11 protein-coding genes are annotated in these 16,350 nt (G+C 59.9%); 8 read left to right on the forward strand and 3 right to left on the reverse strand.

Features of this window, described 5'->3' with window-relative positions; all coding sequences use genetic code 11:
• Positions 1 to 33: 33 nt before the first annotated feature.
• On the reverse strand, positions 34 to 1,953 hold the full coding sequence (sltY, locus tag WFL93_RS14695; RefSeq protein WP_336778447.1) for a murein transglycosylase: 1,920 nt from the start codon (positions 1,951 to 1,953) through the stop codon (positions 34 to 36).
• Between the two features lie 258 nt (positions 1,954 to 2,211).
• Between sltY and atzF the strand changes: the two genes are divergently transcribed.
• The 8 genes from atzF (at position 2,212) to urtE (ending at position 13,934) form a co-directional block, all read left to right on the forward strand.
• On the forward strand, positions 2,212 to 4,008 hold the full coding sequence (gene atzF / locus WFL93_RS14700) for an allophanate hydrolase (protein WP_336778448.1): 1,797 nt from the start codon (positions 2,212 to 2,214) through the stop codon (positions 4,006 to 4,008).
• Positions 4,009 to 4,010: 2 nt separating this feature from the next.
• Positions 4,011 to 7,628, forward strand: coding sequence for an urea carboxylase (gene uca / locus WFL93_RS14705; protein ID WP_336778449.1), 3,618 nt, complete (start codon positions 4,011 to 4,013; stop codon positions 7,626 to 7,628).
• Positions 7,629 to 7,637: 9 nt separating this feature from the next.
• Positions 7,638 to 8,336: a GntR family transcriptional regulator gene (locus WFL93_RS14710; protein WP_007884920.1), complete on the forward strand. Its 699-nt coding sequence runs from the start codon at positions 7,638 to 7,640 to the stop codon at positions 8,334 to 8,336.
• Positions 8,337 to 8,364: 28 nt separating this feature from the next.
• Positions 8,365 to 9,633, forward strand: a complete 1,269-nt coding sequence (gene urtA / locus WFL93_RS14715) for an urea ABC transporter substrate-binding protein (protein ID WP_007884919.1) — start codon at positions 8,365 to 8,367, stop codon at positions 9,631 to 9,633.
• 175 nt (positions 9,634 to 9,808) lie between these two features.
• Positions 9,809 to 11,374 (forward strand): urea ABC transporter permease subunit UrtB, encoded by a 1,566-nt coding sequence (urtB, locus tag WFL93_RS14720; RefSeq protein ID WP_336778450.1) that lies wholly within the window; start codon positions 9,809 to 9,811, stop codon positions 11,372 to 11,374.
• A complete protein-coding gene (gene urtC / locus WFL93_RS14725) occupies positions 11,374 to 12,450 on the forward strand; it encodes an urea ABC transporter permease subunit UrtC (RefSeq protein ID WP_336778451.1) in 1,077 nt (358 codons plus the stop codon). The genes urtB and urtC overlap by 1 nt, the downstream gene beginning before the upstream one ends.
• Complete coding sequence (gene urtD / locus WFL93_RS14730) at positions 12,443 to 13,234, forward strand: urea ABC transporter ATP-binding protein UrtD (protein ID WP_049851417.1); 792 nt, start codon at positions 12,443 to 12,445, stop codon at positions 13,232 to 13,234. The genes urtC and urtD overlap by 8 nt, the downstream gene beginning before the upstream one ends.
• 1 nt (position 13,235) lies before the next feature.
• Positions 13,236 to 13,934 (forward strand): urea ABC transporter ATP-binding subunit UrtE, encoded by a 699-nt coding sequence (gene urtE / locus WFL93_RS14735; protein WP_336778452.1) that lies wholly within the window; start codon positions 13,236 to 13,238, stop codon positions 13,932 to 13,934.
• Between the two features lie 79 nt (positions 13,935 to 14,013).
• Here the strand turns inward: urtE and WFL93_RS14740 are convergent, their stop codons facing one another.
• Both WFL93_RS14740 and fucP read right to left on the reverse strand, forming a co-directional pair.
• Positions 14,014 to 15,027: an aldose 1-epimerase family protein gene (locus WFL93_RS14740; protein WP_336778453.1), complete on the reverse strand. Its 1,014-nt coding sequence runs from the start codon at positions 15,025 to 15,027 to the stop codon at positions 14,014 to 14,016.
• Positions 15,024 to 16,349: an L-fucose:H+ symporter permease gene (gene fucP / locus WFL93_RS14745; protein WP_007886874.1), complete on the reverse strand. Its 1,326-nt coding sequence runs from the start codon at positions 16,347 to 16,349 to the stop codon at positions 15,024 to 15,026. Before fucP ends, WFL93_RS14740 begins: the two co-directional genes overlap by 4 nt.
• Position 16,350: the final 1 nt, after the last annotated feature.

A 16,350-nucleotide genomic window follows, 5' to 3' on the forward strand; every position in this document is an offset into this window, starting at 1 on the left:
GTACTCATTAACGAGTACGGAAGCATAGCACAGTCAATACTGGCGATTCCACTCACTGTCAGCGAGAATCTTATCCGGCTTGCCCATGAAGTAGCGATAATAGGCATCGTAGGCCAGCACGTTTTTCACGTAGCCACGCGTTTCTGAGAACGGAATGGTCTCGATAAACGCCACCGCATCCAGATTCCCCCCGCTGGTTTTCTGCCAGCTGCGCACGCGTCCCGGCCCTGCGTTGTAAGCCGCCGAGGCGAAGATGCGGTTCTGACCGAACTGCTGATAGACATACTCCAGATACTGGGTACCGATCTGAATATTGGTCTGCGGATCCAACAGTTGGCTGCTGTTCACATAGCCGGGAATGTTATACATCTTCACGGTATGCGTCGCCGTGCCGGGCATGACCTGCATCAAGCCGCTGGCGCCCACCGGTGAACGCGCCTTCGGATTCCACGCGCTCTCCTGACGTGAAATCGCCATCGCATAACTCGGTGGAATGCCTTTGTCGCTGGTGTATTGCTGATACAGATTTTGCCACGCCAGCGGGAAGCGCTCTTTCAGGCTATCCCACATTTTCGCGGTAATGGTGGCCTGCACGCTGAGATCCCACCAATCCTGCTCGTTAGCGTAACGCGCCAGCATCTGCTGCTGGGAATGGGTTTTACTGGAGATCAGATTGGCCCATTCGCTGCGCGCCAGGTTATCCAACCCCCAGTACATCAGCTCGCGCACGCGCGCCATCTCCGCGCCCTGCACCACGCTATTATCAGCTGCCGGCGCTTTATCAACCTGCAACGGATACTCCACGCCAAGACGTTGCGCCGCCACCATCGGATAGAAGCCGCGCGCCTGCATCAACTTACGCAGAATGTCGTTCGCTTCCTCTTTGCGGCCCTGCGAAATCAGCAAATCGGCCTGCCAGTATTGCCACTCATCTTTCTCTTTGGCTTCCACCGGCAAACGCGCGATCCAGGTATTCAGCCCGCGGCGATCGTTCTGGCTCAGCGCCAGACGAACACGGCGCTCCACCAGCGCGGTGGATTCGCTGTTCATCACTACCGCATCACGCCAGCGCGCCTGCTCGTTAGTGAGATCCGCGCCCATCATGCGCCATACCACCGTCTCTTTCAGATCCTGCTCATCGGCCTGGCTCATCTTCTGCGCCTGCACCAGTTGCGGAATCATCATGCGCGCGTTGTCCATATCCTCACGCGCCACGCGGGCGAAGGCATAGCTGGTCGCCATGCGGGTGAAATCAGTGGGGCCCATGCTGCTGGCAAAGGTAGTGACGGTTTGCGGATTCTGCTGCAGCGCAATCAGCGCGCTGGCGGTGGTTTGATAATCCGCTGGCAGCATTTTCGCCAGATAATTCACCAGGCTATCGTTACCGGCTTTCATCGCCAGACGGATACGCTCCAGAATGGTGATCGGCGAGAGCTGCCCGCTGGCTTGCCAGACCGAGAACAGCTTGTCACAGTCATTCGGCAACGCGGTGCCGCGCAGCCAAATCTCTTTGGCCCCGGCAAACGCCGCCTGCTGTTGCCCGGTGGCCCATTTGGCGTAATACCAGTTACAGCGCGCCTGCACCGGTTTCGGCTCATCCGGGCTGAAGCTGAGCACGCCTTGCCAGTCCTGACGATTGGCCAACACATTCACAAAGCGTGTTGAGAGCGAGCGCGCCGGCGGCAGCGTAGGATACTGTTGAATAAAATTCTTCACCGCCAGCGGCGTCTCTTGATCGAGATCCTGCGCCAGCAGCCGGTATTGCAGATACGGGTAGAGCGGGTAATCCTGCAGCGTCGGCATCAGCTGCGTCACCTGGTCCATCTGTTTATTATCCCAGGCTTGCTTGATTTGCGCATAGCGCTGCCGCTGCTGATCCAGCGAATCGGCCCATGCGCTGCTGGCCGTGCTGACCAGACAGATCCCTAGCATCCAGTAACGCCACTTCTCCATTACGCTCTCCTCTCAGTGCTGCGATCCAGCTCATGCCAGACTTCCTTCATGCTAACCAGGCCAACCGTCTCTTGCCATGTTCTTCACAAAATTTACGCTCGCGCACCGCCATTGCACAGCGCTTGCGCCGCCGTTGTGCAATTTATCATCAGAAAAACGTATTACACATCAATTAACTACGCGCTTTCATTGGCTTACAAAAATGGCACGCGCTTTGCTCTGTTGAATTCCATCTTGTATACCAGTTGGAATTCACTCATGGCATTGACCTTTGGCTTTACGCTCCAGGATTGGCAACGCAGTTACCAACAGGATCCACAGCAAATTACTTCCCTGCTGGCAACACATCTCGACGCAATCGACGCGCAGGATAACGCCTGGCTTTATCTCGCCACACCCGCGCAGCTGCAGGCACAAATTGAGCCGCTGCTGGCGAGTTATCAGCGCAATCCGGCCGCGCTGCCGCTGTTTGGCGTGCCTTTTGCGGTGAAAGACAATATTGATGTCGCCGGCTGGCCGACCAGCGCCGCCTGCCCCGCCTTCACCTACACCGCCGCCGCCGATGCCTTTGTGGTGGCGCAGCTTAAAGCCGCAGGCGCGGTAGTGATTGGCAAAACCAACCTCGATCAATACGCCACTGGCTTAGTCGGTACGCGTTCGCCATTTGGCGCGGTGAGCAACACTTTCAATCCGGATTACGTCAGCGGCGGCTCCAGTTCCGGTTCCGCTTCGGTACTGGCGCGCGGACTGGTGGGCTTCTCACTCGGAACCGATACCGCCGGTTCGGGCCGCGTACCGGCCGGTTTCAACAATATCGTCGGCCTTAAGCCCACCAAAGGCTGGTTCTCCGCCAGCGGCGTGGTGCCGGCTTGCCGGCTCAATGACACCATTTCGGTGTTCGCGTTAACGGTGGAAGATGCCTTCGCGGTGGCCACGGCGGCGGGCGGCTATGACGCCGGCGATGCCTACTCGCGCAGCAATCCGCACAGCGCGCCCGCCAGCTTCAAAGCGCAGCCTGATTTCGCCATTCCCGCCACGCCGGAATTCTTCGGCGACAAACTGGCCGAAGCGGCATGGCTGGCGGCGCTAGAGCAACTGCAGGCAGGTGGCGCGACGCTGCACCCGATTGATTTCTCCGTGTTCCACCAGCTGGCCGAACAGCTCTATTACGGCCCGTGGGTCGCCGAGCGTACCGTGGCGGTGGGCGAGATGATCAATCGTCCGGAAGAGATGGATCCGGTGGTATTCGGCATTGTCAGCAGCGGCCTGAAATACAGCGCGGTCGAAGCCTATCAGGCGGAATACCTGCGTGCCGAGCTGACGCGGCAAATTCAGCAAACGCTGGCGCAGTTCGACGCGCTGGTGGTGCCCACCTCGCCAACCATCCACACGCTGGCCGAAATGCAGCAGGAGCCGGTGCTCTACAACTCGCAGTTCGGCACTTACACCAACTTCACCAATCTTGCCGATCTCAGCGCGCTGGCGCTGCCGGCCCCCTTCCGCACCGATGGTTTACCGGCGGGCATCACGCTGATTGCGCCCGCCTGGCAGGATCGTGCGCTGGCCGGTTTTGGTGTGCGCTGGCAGCAGCAGATGGCGCTGCCGCTCGGTGCCACCGGCAAAGCGCCGCCAGCGGAATCTGCCACCTTGCCGCTTTCTGCCGATCACGTACGCGTGGCGGTGGTAGGCGCTCATCTCACCGGTATGCCGCTCAACTTCCAGCTGACGACGCGTCAGGCGGTGCTGGTGGAAGAGACGCAAACCGCCAGCAACTACCGCCTGTTTGCTCTGCTCGATGGCCCAATTAAGAAGCCGGGCCTGCTGCGCGGTGAGAGCGGCGCGGCGATTACCGTCGAGCTGTGGGATATCCCGCTGGCACGCTTTGGCGAGTTCGTGGCGGAGATCCCCGCCCCGCTCGGCATTGGCTCGTTAACGCTGGCCGACGGCCGCAGCGTCAAAGGCTTTATCTGTGAACCGGCGGTGCTGTCGCAGGCGCTGGAAATTACCGAATTTGGCGGCTGGCGCAACTGGCTGGCTTCTCAGGGGAGTAAATAAGCATGTTCAGCACCGTTTTGATTGCTAACCGTGGCGAAATCGCCTGTCGCGCCATCCGTACCTTAAAACGCCTCGGCGTGAAAAGCGTCGCCGTCTATTCCGATGCCGATCGCAACGCGCGCCACGTCAAAGAAGCGGATGTGGCGATCGCGCTTGGCGGTGACAAAGCCAGCGACAGCTATCTGCGCATCGATAAAATCCTCGCCGCCGCACAGGAAACCGGTGCCGAAGCCATCTGGCCGGGCTACGGTTTCCTCTCGGAAAGCCTGCCGTTCGCCGATGCCTGTGAAAAAGCCGGTATTGCCTTCGTCGGCCCCACCGCGCAGCAGATTGGCGAGTTTGGCCTGAAACACCGCGCGCGTGAATTAGCCGCCAGCGCTGGCGTGCCAATGACGCCGGGCACGCCGCTGCTGAGTTCGCTGGACGAAGCCTTAAGCGCCGCCGACAGCATCGGTTATCCGGTGATGCTGAAAAGCACCGCCGGCGGCGGTGGCATTGGTCTGACGCGCTGCGCCGACGCCGACACGCTGCGCAATGCGTGGGAGAGCGTGCGCCGTCTTGGCGAGCAGTTCTTCAGCGATGCGGGCGTGTTTTTAGAACGCTGCATTGACCGCGCACGCCACGTGGAAGTACAGATTTTTGGCGACGGCAGCGGCAAAGTAATTGCCCTCGGCGAACGCGACTGCTCGCTGCAGCGCCGCAACCAGAAAGTGGTGGAAGAAACGCCGGCACCTAATCTGCCGCAGGCAACGCGTGAAGCGCTGCTCTCATCGGCGGTGCGCCTTGGCGAGCTGGTCAACTATCGCAGCGCTGGCACGGTGGAGTACATCTACGACGCCGAGCAGGATGCCTTCTACTTCCTCGAAGTGAACACCCGCCTGCAGGTGGAACATCCGGTCACCGAATGCGTCACCGGTCTCGATCTGGTTGAGTGCATGCTGCAAGTCGCGGCGGGCGATGCCATCGACTGGGCGCGTCTGCAGCAGGCGCCGCAAGGCGCCTCGATTGAAGTGCGCCTCTACGCTGAAGATCCGTTGAAAAACTTCCAGCCCAGCCCCGGCGTCTTAACCGGCGTCTGTTTCCCGGACGATGTGCGCGTCGATGGCTGGATCGCTACCGGCACCGAAGTCTCGGCGTTTTACGATCCGATGGTGGCCAAACTGATCGTGCATGCCGAGACGCGTGAAGCGGCGTTAACGAAAATGCAGCAGGCGCTCGACGCCACGCAGCTGCACGGCATCGCCAGCAACCTCGATTATCTGCGCCAGATCGTCGCCACCGAGGCCTTCCGCAGCGGCAAGGTGTGGACACGCTTCCTCGACAGCTTCACGCCATCCGCCAGCGTGATTGAAGTGCTGCAGCCCGGCACCTTCAGCAGCATTCAGGATTTTCCTGGCCGCCTTGGCTATTGGGATATCGGCGTGCCGCCATCCGGCCCGATGGACGATTTCGCCTTCCGCCTCGCCAACCGCATTGTCGGCAACCACGACAGCGCCGCGGGCCTCGAATTTACCCTGCAAGGCCCGACGCTGCGCTTCCATAGCGATGCGGTGATCGCCCTGACCGGCGCCGATTGTGCGGCCGATATCGATGGCGAAAGCATCGCCTACTGGCAGCCCATCAGCGTTAAAGCAGGGCAAACCCTGACGTTAGGCCGTGCGCAAAGCGGCTGTCGCACCTATTTAGCGGTGCGCAACGGCTTTGACGTGCCGGAGTATCTCGGCAGCCGCTCAACCTTCTCGCTCGGCCAGTTTGGCGGCCACGCCGGACGCACCTTGCGCGTCGCCGATATGCTGCCGATCTCCCAGCCGCAGCTGGCGGCCTGTACCACGCCCGCGCCGGTCAGCGCACCGCAGGCGCTCGATCATGCATTGGTGCCGCACTACGGCAGCGAATGGCGCATCGGCGTGCTGTACGGACCGCACGGCGCACCGGATTTCTTCACTCAGGCGGCAATTGATGAGTTCTTCGCCAGCGACTGGCAGGTGCACTACAACTCCAACCGCCTCGGTGTGCGCCTGGTTGGTCCGAAACCGACATGGACGCGCGCCAACGGCGGCGAAGCCGGTCTGCATCCGTCCAACGTACATGACTGCGAATACGCCATTGGCGCGGTGAACTTCACCGGCGACTTCCCGGTGATCCTGACGCATGACGGCCCAAGCCTCGGTGGCTTCGTCTGTCCGGTGACCATCGCCAAAGCCGAGCTGTGGAAAGTCGGCCAGGTGAAACCGGGCGACCGCATTCGCTTCCATCCGATTAGCGCTGACGAAGCGGTGGCGCTGGAAAAAGCCCAGGCGCACAGCGTGGCCACCCTGCGCAGTGCCCATGCACCGGCTTTTGCGGTGCCCTCTTTAGCGGCCAGCGCTATCGGTTCCGCCACCCTGCTGGCGGCGTTACCGGCCACGGCGACCACGCCAGCGGCGGTGTATCGCCAGGCGGGCGATAAATATGTGCTGATTGAGTACGGCGATAACGTGCTGGATCTGGCGCTGCGTCTGCGCGTGCATCTGCTGATGAATGCGCTGCGTGAACGCGCGGTGCCGGGCGTGGAAGAGCTGTCGCCCGGCGTGCGCTCTCTGCAGGTACGTTACGACAGCCTGATCCTCAGCCAGAAACAGCTGATGCAGTTACTGCTGGAGCTGGAGAGCGGATTGGGCGATGTCAGCCAGCTGAAAGTGCCGTCACGCATTGTCTGGCTGCCGATGGCGTTCGAAGACAGCGCGACGCTGGGCGCGGTGGAGCGCTACAAAGAAACCGTGCGCGCCAGCGCGCCGTGGCTGCCGAACAACGTCGATTTTATCCAGCGTATTAATGGCTTAGCCAGCCGTGAAGCGGTACGCGACACGATTTTTGATGCCAGCTATCTGATTCTCGGGCTCGGCGACGTCTATCTCGGCGCGCCGTGCGCAGTACCGATCGATCCACGCCATCGCCTGCTGAGCTCCAAATACAGCCCGGCGCGCACCTTCACCGCCGAAGGCACCGTTGGCATTGGCGGCATGTACATGTGCATCTACGGCATGGACTCGCCGGGCGGCTATCAGCTGGTGGGCCGCACCCTGCCGATCTGGAACAAGTTCCTCAAAAACCCTCAGTTCGCCGCTGACGAGCCGTGGCTGCTGCACTTCTTCGATCAGGTGCGCTTCTATCCGGTCACCGAAGACGAACTGACGCAGCTGCGCGATGACTTCCGCGAAGGCCGTGCCACGGTGCGCATTGAAGAGACGGTATTCGATTTCGCCGCGCATCAGCAGTTCCTGGCCGATCACGCCGCGTCGATCGGCGAATTCCGTCAGCGCCAGTCGGCCGCCTTCGAACAGGAAGTGACGCTGTGGGCGCAGGAAGAGCAGAACGCGCCACTCACCAGTGTTGAGACGCTGGAGGTGGCGGAAGCCGACGATGATGCGCTGGCGGTGTGCGCCGATATGAACGGCAATATCTGGAAAGTGCTGGTACAGCCGGGCGACGTGGTGGAAGCCGGTCAAACGCTGATCATCGTGGAAGCGATGAAAATGGAACTGGCAATTGTCGCACCGCAGGCAGGCCAGGTGAAACGTATTGCCTGTCAGGCAGGACGTCCGGTGAGTCCGGGCGATGCCCTGCTTTGGCTGGAATAAGGAGACTGCATGAACACGAGCCCGCGCAGCAAAGGCCGCCCTGAGGCATTGGCCGAGAAGGTCTATCAGGCGCTGAAACAGGACATTTTTGAATTCCGTCTGATGCCGGGCGACCGTTTCAGCGAGAACGAAATCGCCGATCGGCTGGAAGTCAGCCGCACGCCGGTGCGTCAGGCGCTGTTCTGGCTGGAGCGCGAGGGCTACGTCGAAGTGTGGTTCCGCAGCGGCTGGCAGGTGAAGCCGTTTGACTTCGAATATTTCGAAGAGCTGTACGACTTCCGCACCGTGCTGGAGTGCGAAGCGGTGCGCCGCTTGTGCGCCCTGCCCGCCGTGCAGTGTGCGCAAACCCTGACGGCACAGAAAAGCTTCTGGATCGATGCGCTACCGCTGGCCGATGGCAAAGCGGTCTCCGCGCAGGATGAAGCTTTTCACATGGCGCTGGTGGCGGCCGCTGGCAATCAGGAGATGGCGCGCATCCACGCCGAACTGACCGAAAAGATTCGCATCATTCGCCGTCTCGATTTTACCCGCGACGACCGAATGGAGGCGACATACCGAGAGCACGCTCAGATTTTACGGGCGATTTTCCAGCAACAGACCGAGGAGGCGCAGCGCATATTAACCGACCACATCGCCGTCAGTAAGGCAGAGGTCAGAAAGATTACATTGCATATGTTACAGCAGGCTCGACTTCAACCCATTGAATAAAAACATAAACACAGTTAGGGGTTTATTGATGAAAAGACGTTCGTTGCTCAAGGCTTTCGCGCTCTCTGCCTCTGTTGCCAGCATGGGTTTTGCCTTCGCGGCACAGGCTGCTGACACCATCAAGGTGGGTATTATGTCCTCACTCTCCGGCACCATGGCGATCTCCGAAACGCCGCTGAAGGATGTGGCGCTGATGACTATCGATGAGATCAACGCCAAAGGCGGCGTGCTGGGCAAAAAGCTGGAACCGGTGGTGGTGGATCCCGCCTCCAACTGGCCGCTGTTCGCCGAAAAAGCGCGTCAGTTGCTGACGCAGGATAAAGTGGCGGCGGTGTTTGGCTGCTGGACCTCGGTATCGCGCAAATCGGTGCTGCCGGTGTTTGAAGAGCTAAACGGCCTGCTGTTCTATCCGGTGCAGTACGAAGGCGAAGAGATGTCGCCGAACGTGTTTTACACCGGTGCTGCGCCTAACCAGCAGGCGATTCCGGCGGTGGAGTACCTGATGAGTGAAGATGGCGGCAGCGCTAAACGCTTCTTCTTGCTGGGCACTGATTACGTTTATCCCCGCACCACCAACAAGATTCTGCGCGCCTTCCTGCACAGTAAAGGGGTGCAGGATAAAGACATCGAAGAGGTCTACACGCCGTTTGGTTACAGCGATTATCAGACCATCGTTTCCAACATTAAGAAGTTCTCTGCCGGTGGCAAAACCGCGGTGATCTCCACCATCAACGGCGACTCCAACGTGCCGTTCTACAAAGAGCTGGCGAATCAGGGCATCAAAGCCACCGATATTCCGGTGATCGCCTTCTCGGTGGGTGAAGAGGAGCTGCGCGGTATTGATACCAAACCGCTGGTTGGTCAGTTAGCGGCGTGGAACTACTTTGAGTCGGTGGATAACCCAACCAACGCCCAATTTGTGAAGGATTATCGCGCTTACGCGAAAGCGCATAACCTGCCGAACGCCGACACCGTGGTAACCAACGATCCGATGGAAGCGACCTACGTTGGCCTGCACATGTGGGCGCAGGCGGTGGAGAAAGCCGGCACCACTGATGTAGACAAAGTGCGCGCGGCGATGGCGGGCCAGACCTTCAAAGCACCAGACGGTTTCACTCTGACCATGGATAAAACCAACCACCATCTACACAAGCCAGTGATGATTGGCGAAGTGGAAGAGAACGGCCAGTTCAACGTGGTGTGGCAGACCGAGCAACCGGTGCGCGCCCAGCCGTGGAGCCCGTACATCGCGGGTAACGACAAGAAGCCCGATCATCCGGTGAAATCAACGCAGTAATTGGGTGCTCGCTGTCCCCCATCCCGGCCTTCCCCCGTTAACGGGGGAAGGAGACGCTGCCACATGTAATTCCTTAACCAACATATGGCAGCGTCATCCTCCCCCATTTATGGGGGAGGACCGAGGAGGGGGACAGCAACATCAATCTCAAACCACCTCCTTCAGGGCCAGAACCATGACAATTCGCCGTTATCTCTGCTGTCTGCTGTTACTGCTGCCCTGGCTCGCCCAGGCGGGCGATGGCGCAGACTTCGCGGCCGCCAGCCGCACCCAACAAGCCACGCTGCTGCAACAGTGGGCCGCCGCGCCGCAGGCTAGCCGCTTGCCGCTGCTGCAGGCGCTGCGCAATGAAACCGTGGTCATCGACCAGAAACAGCAGCCGTTCAGCAAACAGGGCGATACGTTGCAGCCGCTCGATAGCGCGCAACAGCCCGCTGGCGACAGCAAAAAACTGTTTATGAATAACCGGCTGCGCGTATTGGTCGCCAGCGCCCTCGCCGCTCATCAGCTGGTGAGCGACGATGCGACGATCCGCTTACGTGCCGCGCAACAACTGCAAAACGATGGCGTAGCCGATATGTTGCCGCTGCTTGAGCAGCGCCTCGCCAGCGAAAAAGATGCACAGGTCCACACCGTGCTGCTGATGGCCGCCGCTAACCTGCAACTCGCCAGCCCGGATGCGGCGCTGCGCCTTAAAGCCGTGACGCTGCTCGGCGAATCCAGCGATCCCAACATGCAGGCTAGCCTTACTCGCTTAACCCAGGCCAGTAATGAGCCCGATGCTAAAGTCCGTGAAGCCGCCGCCACCAGCCTGAAGCAGATTAAACAGCGCCTGATGTGGGGCGATCTGATCGGACAGGCGTTTACTGGCCTGTCGCTCGGTTCGATTTTGCTGCTGGCGGCACTCGGTCTGGCGATCACTTACGGCCTGCTGGGTGTGATCAACATGGCGCACGGCGAAATGCTGATGCTCGGCGCCTACGCTACCTGGTTTGTGCAGAGCCTATTCCAGCAGTTCGCGCCGCAGTGGCTCGCCTGGTATCCGCTGCTGGCGCTGCCGGTGGCATTTCTGGTTACCGCCTGCATGGGCATGCTGCTGGAGCGCAGCATTATCCGCCATCTCTACGGACGTCCGCTGGAAACCCTGCTCGCGACGTGGGGCATCAGCCTGATGCTGATTCAGCTGGTGCGTATGCTGTTTGGCGCGCAGAACCTGGAAGTGGCCAACCCGAGCTGGCTCTCCGGCGGTCTGCAGCTGCTGCCGAATCTGGTGCTGCCGTACAACCGTATCGCGGTGATCCTGTTCGTGTTTGCCGTGCTGAGTCTCACCTGGCTGCTGCTGAATAAAACTCGCCTTGGTCTCAGCGTGCGTGCCGTGACGCAGAACCGCGCCATGGCTGATTGCTGCGGCGTACCCACCGGACGCATCGATATGCTGGCCTTTGGCCTCGGTTCTGGCATCGCCGGACTCGGCGGCGTGGCGCTGTCGCAGTTGGGCAACGTCGGGCCGGAGCTGGGTCAGGGCTACATCATCGACTCCTTCCTCGTGGTGGTGCTGGGCGGCGTCGGCCAGCTGGCGGGCACCGTCGTGGCGGCGTTTGGCCTCGGCATTCTTAACAAAGTGCTGGAACCGCAGATAGGCGCAGTGTTGGGAAAAATCCTCATCCTCGTGCTGATCGTGCTGTTTATCCAGAAACGTCCGCAGGGCCTGTTTGCCTTTAAAGGGAGGGTGATTGACTGATGAGCCAGCCAATGACGTTAACTATCGCGCGTAAGGCGCCGCGCCTGACCCTCAGCCTTGGTGTAGTGATCACCGCGCTGCTGCTGGTGCTGCCATTCTGCGCCCTGCTGCCTGCCGCCCATCCGCTGGCGATCTCCACCTACACGCTGACGCTGGTCGGCAAAATCCTCTGTTACGCCATCGTCGCGGTAGCGCTCGATCTGGTGTGGGGCTACGCCGGTTTGCTGTCACTCGGTCACGGCCTGTTCTTCGCGCTCGGCGGCTATGCGATGGGCATGTATTTAATGCGCCAGGCCTCCGGCGACGGCCTGCCGGCGTTTATGTCATTCCTTTCGTGGAGCGAGCTGCCGTGGTTCTGGGCGGGCACGCAGCATTTTGCCTGGGCGCTGTGCCTGATCATGCTGGTGCCGGGCCTGCTGGCGTTGGTGTTCGGCTTCTTCGCCTTTCGCTCAAAAATCAAAGGCGTCTACCTCTCGATCATGACGCAGGCGCTGACCTACGCCGGCATGCTGCTGTTTTTCCGCAACGAAACCGGCTTCGGCGGTAACAACGGGTTTACCGGCTTCACCACGCTGCTTGGCTTTAACGTCACCGCTACCGGCACGCGCATCGGGCTGTTCGTTGCCACGGTGCTGCTGTTGCTGGTGAGTCTCGGCATCGGCTTCGCGCTGGCGCGCAGCAAATTCGGCCGCGTGCTGACGGCGGTGCGCGATGCGGAAAACCGCCTGATGTTTGTCGGCTACGATCCCAAAGGCTTCAAGCTGTTTGTCTGGACGCTCTCGGCGGTGCTGTGCGGGCTGGCGGGCGCGCTGTATGTGCCGCAGGTCGGCATTATCAACCCGAGTGAAATGTCGCCGACCAACTCGATTGAAGCCGCAATCTGGGTGGCGTTAGGCGGACGCGGCACTTTGATTGGACCGCTACTGGGCGCGGCGATCGTTAACGGCGCCAAGAGCTGGTTTACCGTCGCCTTCCCGGAATATTGGCTGTTCTTCCTCGGCCTGATGTTTATCCTGGTCACGCTGTTCCTGCCGCGTGGTGTGATTGGCCTGCTGCGCCGGAGGCGTGATGACTGAACAACTGTTTACCCAACCCCATCCGTCGGATCGCCATCGTGAACAGACCGATCCGGTGTTGCAACTGGAGAAGATCAACGTGTCATTCGACGGTTTCCGCGCGCTAACCGATCTCTCACTGAAGATCGGCGTCGGCGAACTGCGCTGCGTGATCGGCCCCAACGGCGCGGGTAAAACCACGCTGATGGATGTGATCACCGGTAAAACCCGACCGGATAATGGCCAGGTGATCTACGACCAGGATACCGATCTCAGCAAAATGTCGCCGGTGGAGATCGCGCGTGCTGGGATCGGACGCAAGTTCCAGAAACCCACGGTATTTGAAGCGCTCACGGTGTTCGAGAATCTGGAAATCGCGCTGAAAAATGACAAATCGGTGTGGGCCAGCCTGCGCGCCCGGCTGAACGGCGAGCAGCAGGATCGCATTGATGAGGTGCTGAAGCTGCTACGACTCGGCGGCGAACGTCAGCGCCAGGCCGGTTTGCTGTCGCACGGCCAGAAGCAGTTTCTGGAAATCGGCATGCTGCTGGTGCAGGACCCGCATTTGCTGCTACTGGATGAACCGGCGGCGGGCATGACCGACGCCGAAACCGAGTACACCGCCGAGCTGTTCCGCAGTCTCGCCGGCAAGCATTCGCTGATGGTGGTTGAGCACGACATGGGCTTTGTTGAAACCATTGCCGATCACGTGACCGTGCTGCATCAGGGCCAGGTGTTGGCCGAGGGATCGTTACGCGAAGTGCAGGCGGACGATCGGGTTATCGACGTTTATCTGGGGCGCTAACATGCTGCAAGTCGCGGAACTGAATCAATATTACGGCGGCAGCCACATTCTGCGCGGCCTGTCGTTTGAGACTAAACCGGGTGAAATCACCTGCCTGCTGGGACGCAACGGCGTGGGAAAAACCACGTTGTTGAAGTGTTTGATGGGGCTGATTCCGGCCAAATCCGGCGAGATTCGCTGGCAGGACAAAGTGATTAACGGCCGCAAACCGCACCAGCGCGTGCAGGCTGGCATCGCTTATGTGCCGCAGGGGCGTGAAATCTTCCCGCGTCTGACGGTGGAAGAAAATCTGCTGATGGGGCTGGCGCGCTTTTCCGGCGCGCAGGCCAAAGCGGTGCCGGAGGAGATCTACCAGCTGTTCCCGGTGCTGCGTGAGATGAAAGCACGACGCGGCGGCGATTTGTCGGGCGGTCAACAGCAGCAACTCGCGATTGGCCGCGCCCTCGCCTGTTCACCAAAGCTGTTGATCCTTGATGAACCCACCGAAGGGATTCAGCCCTCGGTGATCAAGGAGATCGGCGCGGTGATTCGCCAGCTGGCGCAGCGCGGAGATATGGCGATCCTGCTCGTCGAGCAGTTTTACGATTTCGCCGCCGAGCTGGCCGACAGCTATCTGGTGATGTCACGCGGTGAGATCGTGCAGCGCGGTGCCGGATCAAGCATGGAAGCCGACGGCGTGCGGGGATTGGTGGCGATTTGATTGCGCCGTTTATTCGTAGGGTGCGCATTTATGCGCACCTGGAAATCTGGTCGCCATAAATGACGACCCTACTGTTTAGTTACAAAATGCCGGTCTCGACGCTGAAATGGCGCTGCTCGCCGGGTGCCAGTTCAATCAACGTTCCCGCGCGCTGCGCCGCCTTGAATCCTTCCGGGCGGCAGGTGGCTGGCAGCACATAGGCCGCGACCTGCTGATCGCGGTTATGCAACAGCCAGCGCGTGGCGTGCGGAAACTGCTGACTGGAGAAGCGCGTCATCAGGGCAAAACCCTGCGGCGAGTGCAGCTCGAACTGCACCTCATCGCCATACTGCTGCAGATCGTCGGCGAAGAACACGATCTCTGGATCGCACATCTCCGGCTGATCCAATGGCTGAAACGCCTGTGGATCGGCAGCCAGCCGATCGGTATAAGCGCGCCACTGCGGCGTTGGCTTCACGTGTGCCGGGATCGAGGTGCGCAGCTGGAACGCATCCGTCGGGATCGACTGCTGGAAACGTCCCTGCTCAACCCACGCGCTGTTGAGATGGCACATGTACTGCAGCGGCATCGGCGCACCGGCCAGATTAGTGACGTTCATCTCAATGTGCAGCCTTGCCGCATTGGCCTCAAGCCGCACCGCAGGCGCGGCAAGATAGTGATGGCCGAAGCCCTTCACATACTCGGTTTCGCCCTCCAGCGATAGGCGATCGTGTTCCAATACAATCCACGCGCTGTCCATGCGCGCGCAGGCCATTTCGCCATGCAGCGGATGGTCATCCTCGGCGGCCGGGCAGCCGTTGGCCAGCAGTCCGGAGTGGAAAGCAAAACAGCCGTAGGTATCAATTATCGAACTGCCGAGCAGCGGCTGCTTAAAGCTGTGGCCCATGGTCAGCGCATGGCCATCAAAGTTGGCGTCCCACACCATCTGGCCGTAAAACGGCAGCACGATCACCGTGCCGCGTGGGTTGCTGATGCGCACCGCTTCGACGCCCGCTGGGAAGCGAAACAGCTCGACGTGGAACGTCTCGTTGCGCAGCAGCGTGCTCGGCGTTGCATGGAACTGCTCCCGACGTAACGGTAAACGGGTTTTCATGGCATCTCCTCGACTAAACGACCAGCCGCTTCAGCCTGCTTTTTATGGCGCAGTTCGCCCCAGAAGAAGTAACCCACCCAGGCAAAGCACAGCAGCGAAACGCCAAACGCCAGCTGCATCGATCCCAAATGATCGGAGACGAAGCCCTGCAGCGCCGGAATGAAAGCAGCACCCACAATCGACATCACGATAAATGCGCCCGCCACTTCGGTGTATTTGTTATCGACGGTCGCCAGCGTACCGGCATAGATGGTCGCCCAGCAGGGCCCAAACAGCGCGCTGACAAAGATCGCGGCATACACGGCGGTAAAGTTCGGCACAAACATCACCCATGCCAGCGTGATCACACCGAGCACCGAGTAGGCAATTAACACTTTTTCTGCCCGGAAACGCGTCATTAGGAAGTTGGCAACAAACTTACCAATGAAGAAGCCGATAAAGCTATAAATCATAAAGTTAGAAGCATGGCGCTCATTGGTTGCGCCGAGCGTCAGCGCCAGACGAATGGTGAACGACCACACCGCCACCTGCATACCGACATACAGGAACTGCGCGACGATGCCGCGTTTAAAGTGACGATTGGTCGCCAGATAGCGGAAGGTCTCGCCCAGCGACGGCAAGGATTTCCCGCTGCTTTCCGGCTTACAGCGCGGATAGCGGGTGAACAGGAACAGCAGCATCACTACCACCAGTACCATGACCAGATATTTGTACGGTTCCAGCGTGTGTTCCAGCATGGTGAGACGGAACGCGTGCGCCTGTTCAGCGTTCATGCCGGCCAGCTGGCTTTCCAGACTGTCGCCCTCCTGGAACACCAGATATTTGCCCAGCACGATGCCCATTAAGGCGCCAACCGGATAGAACGTCTGGCTGATGTTGAGGCGCAGCGTGGCGTGATCGCGATGTCCAATCATCGAACTATAGGTATTCGCAGCGGTTTCGAGGAAGCTCAACCCAATAGCGATAGCAAAAATCGCCGCGAGGAACATGGTGTAGGTCGCCATGTGTGAAGCCGGATAGAACAGCACGCAGCCGACGATATACAGCGCCAGCCCCATCAATATCGCCAGTTTGTAGCTGGCTTTGCGGATCACCAGCGAAGCCGGGATGGCGATCAGGAAGTAGCCGCCGTAAAACGCACTCTGCACCAGCGCACTGGCGAAATCGCTCAACGCGAATACGCTTTTAAACTGGGTGATCAGAATGTCGTTCAGACTCGCCGCACAACCCCACAACGGGAACAGGCACGAGAGCAAAATGAACTGGAACAGCGGCGTTTTATTCAAATAACCATCAGGTTGCTGAACAATGCTCGGTTGCATA

This window comes from Pantoea sp. USHLN256 (genome assembly GCF_037149875.1).
GTDB classification, from domain to species: domain Bacteria; phylum Pseudomonadota; class Gammaproteobacteria; order Enterobacterales; family Enterobacteriaceae; genus Pantoea; species Pantoea nemavictus.

What these genes read in the sequence shown, in the direction of transcription:
- sltY (WP_336778447.1), bottom strand. Translation starts at nt 1,953, where the DNA reads ATGGAGAAGTGGCGTTACTGGATGCTAGGGATCTGTCTGGTCAGCACG.
- atzF (WP_336778448.1), top strand. Translation starts at nt 2,212, where the DNA reads ATGGCATTGACCTTTGGCTTTACGCTCCAGGATTGGCAACGCAGTTAC.
- uca (WP_336778449.1), top strand. Translation starts at nt 4,011, where the DNA reads ATGTTCAGCACCGTTTTGATTGCTAACCGTGGCGAAATCGCCTGTCGC.
- WFL93_RS14710 (WP_007884920.1), top strand. Translation starts at nt 7,638, where the DNA reads ATGAACACGAGCCCGCGCAGCAAAGGCCGCCCTGAGGCATTGGCCGAG.
- urtA (WP_007884919.1), top strand. Translation starts at nt 8,365, where the DNA reads ATGAAAAGACGTTCGTTGCTCAAGGCTTTCGCGCTCTCTGCCTCTGTT.
- urtB (WP_336778450.1), top strand. Translation starts at nt 9,809, where the DNA reads ATGACAATTCGCCGTTATCTCTGCTGTCTGCTGTTACTGCTGCCCTGG.
- urtC (WP_336778451.1), top strand. Translation starts at nt 11,374, where the DNA reads ATGAGCCAGCCAATGACGTTAACTATCGCGCGTAAGGCGCCGCGCCTG.
- urtD (WP_049851417.1), top strand. Translation starts at nt 12,443, where the DNA reads ATGACTGAACAACTGTTTACCCAACCCCATCCGTCGGATCGCCATCGT.
- urtE (WP_336778452.1), top strand. Translation starts at nt 13,236, where the DNA reads ATGCTGCAAGTCGCGGAACTGAATCAATATTACGGCGGCAGCCACATT.
- WFL93_RS14740 (WP_336778453.1), bottom strand. Translation starts at nt 15,027, where the DNA reads ATGAAAACCCGTTTACCGTTACGTCGGGAGCAGTTCCATGCAACGCCG.
- fucP (WP_007886874.1), bottom strand. Translation starts at nt 16,349, where the DNA reads ATGCAACCGAGCATTGTTCAGCAACCTGATGGTTATTTGAATAAAACG.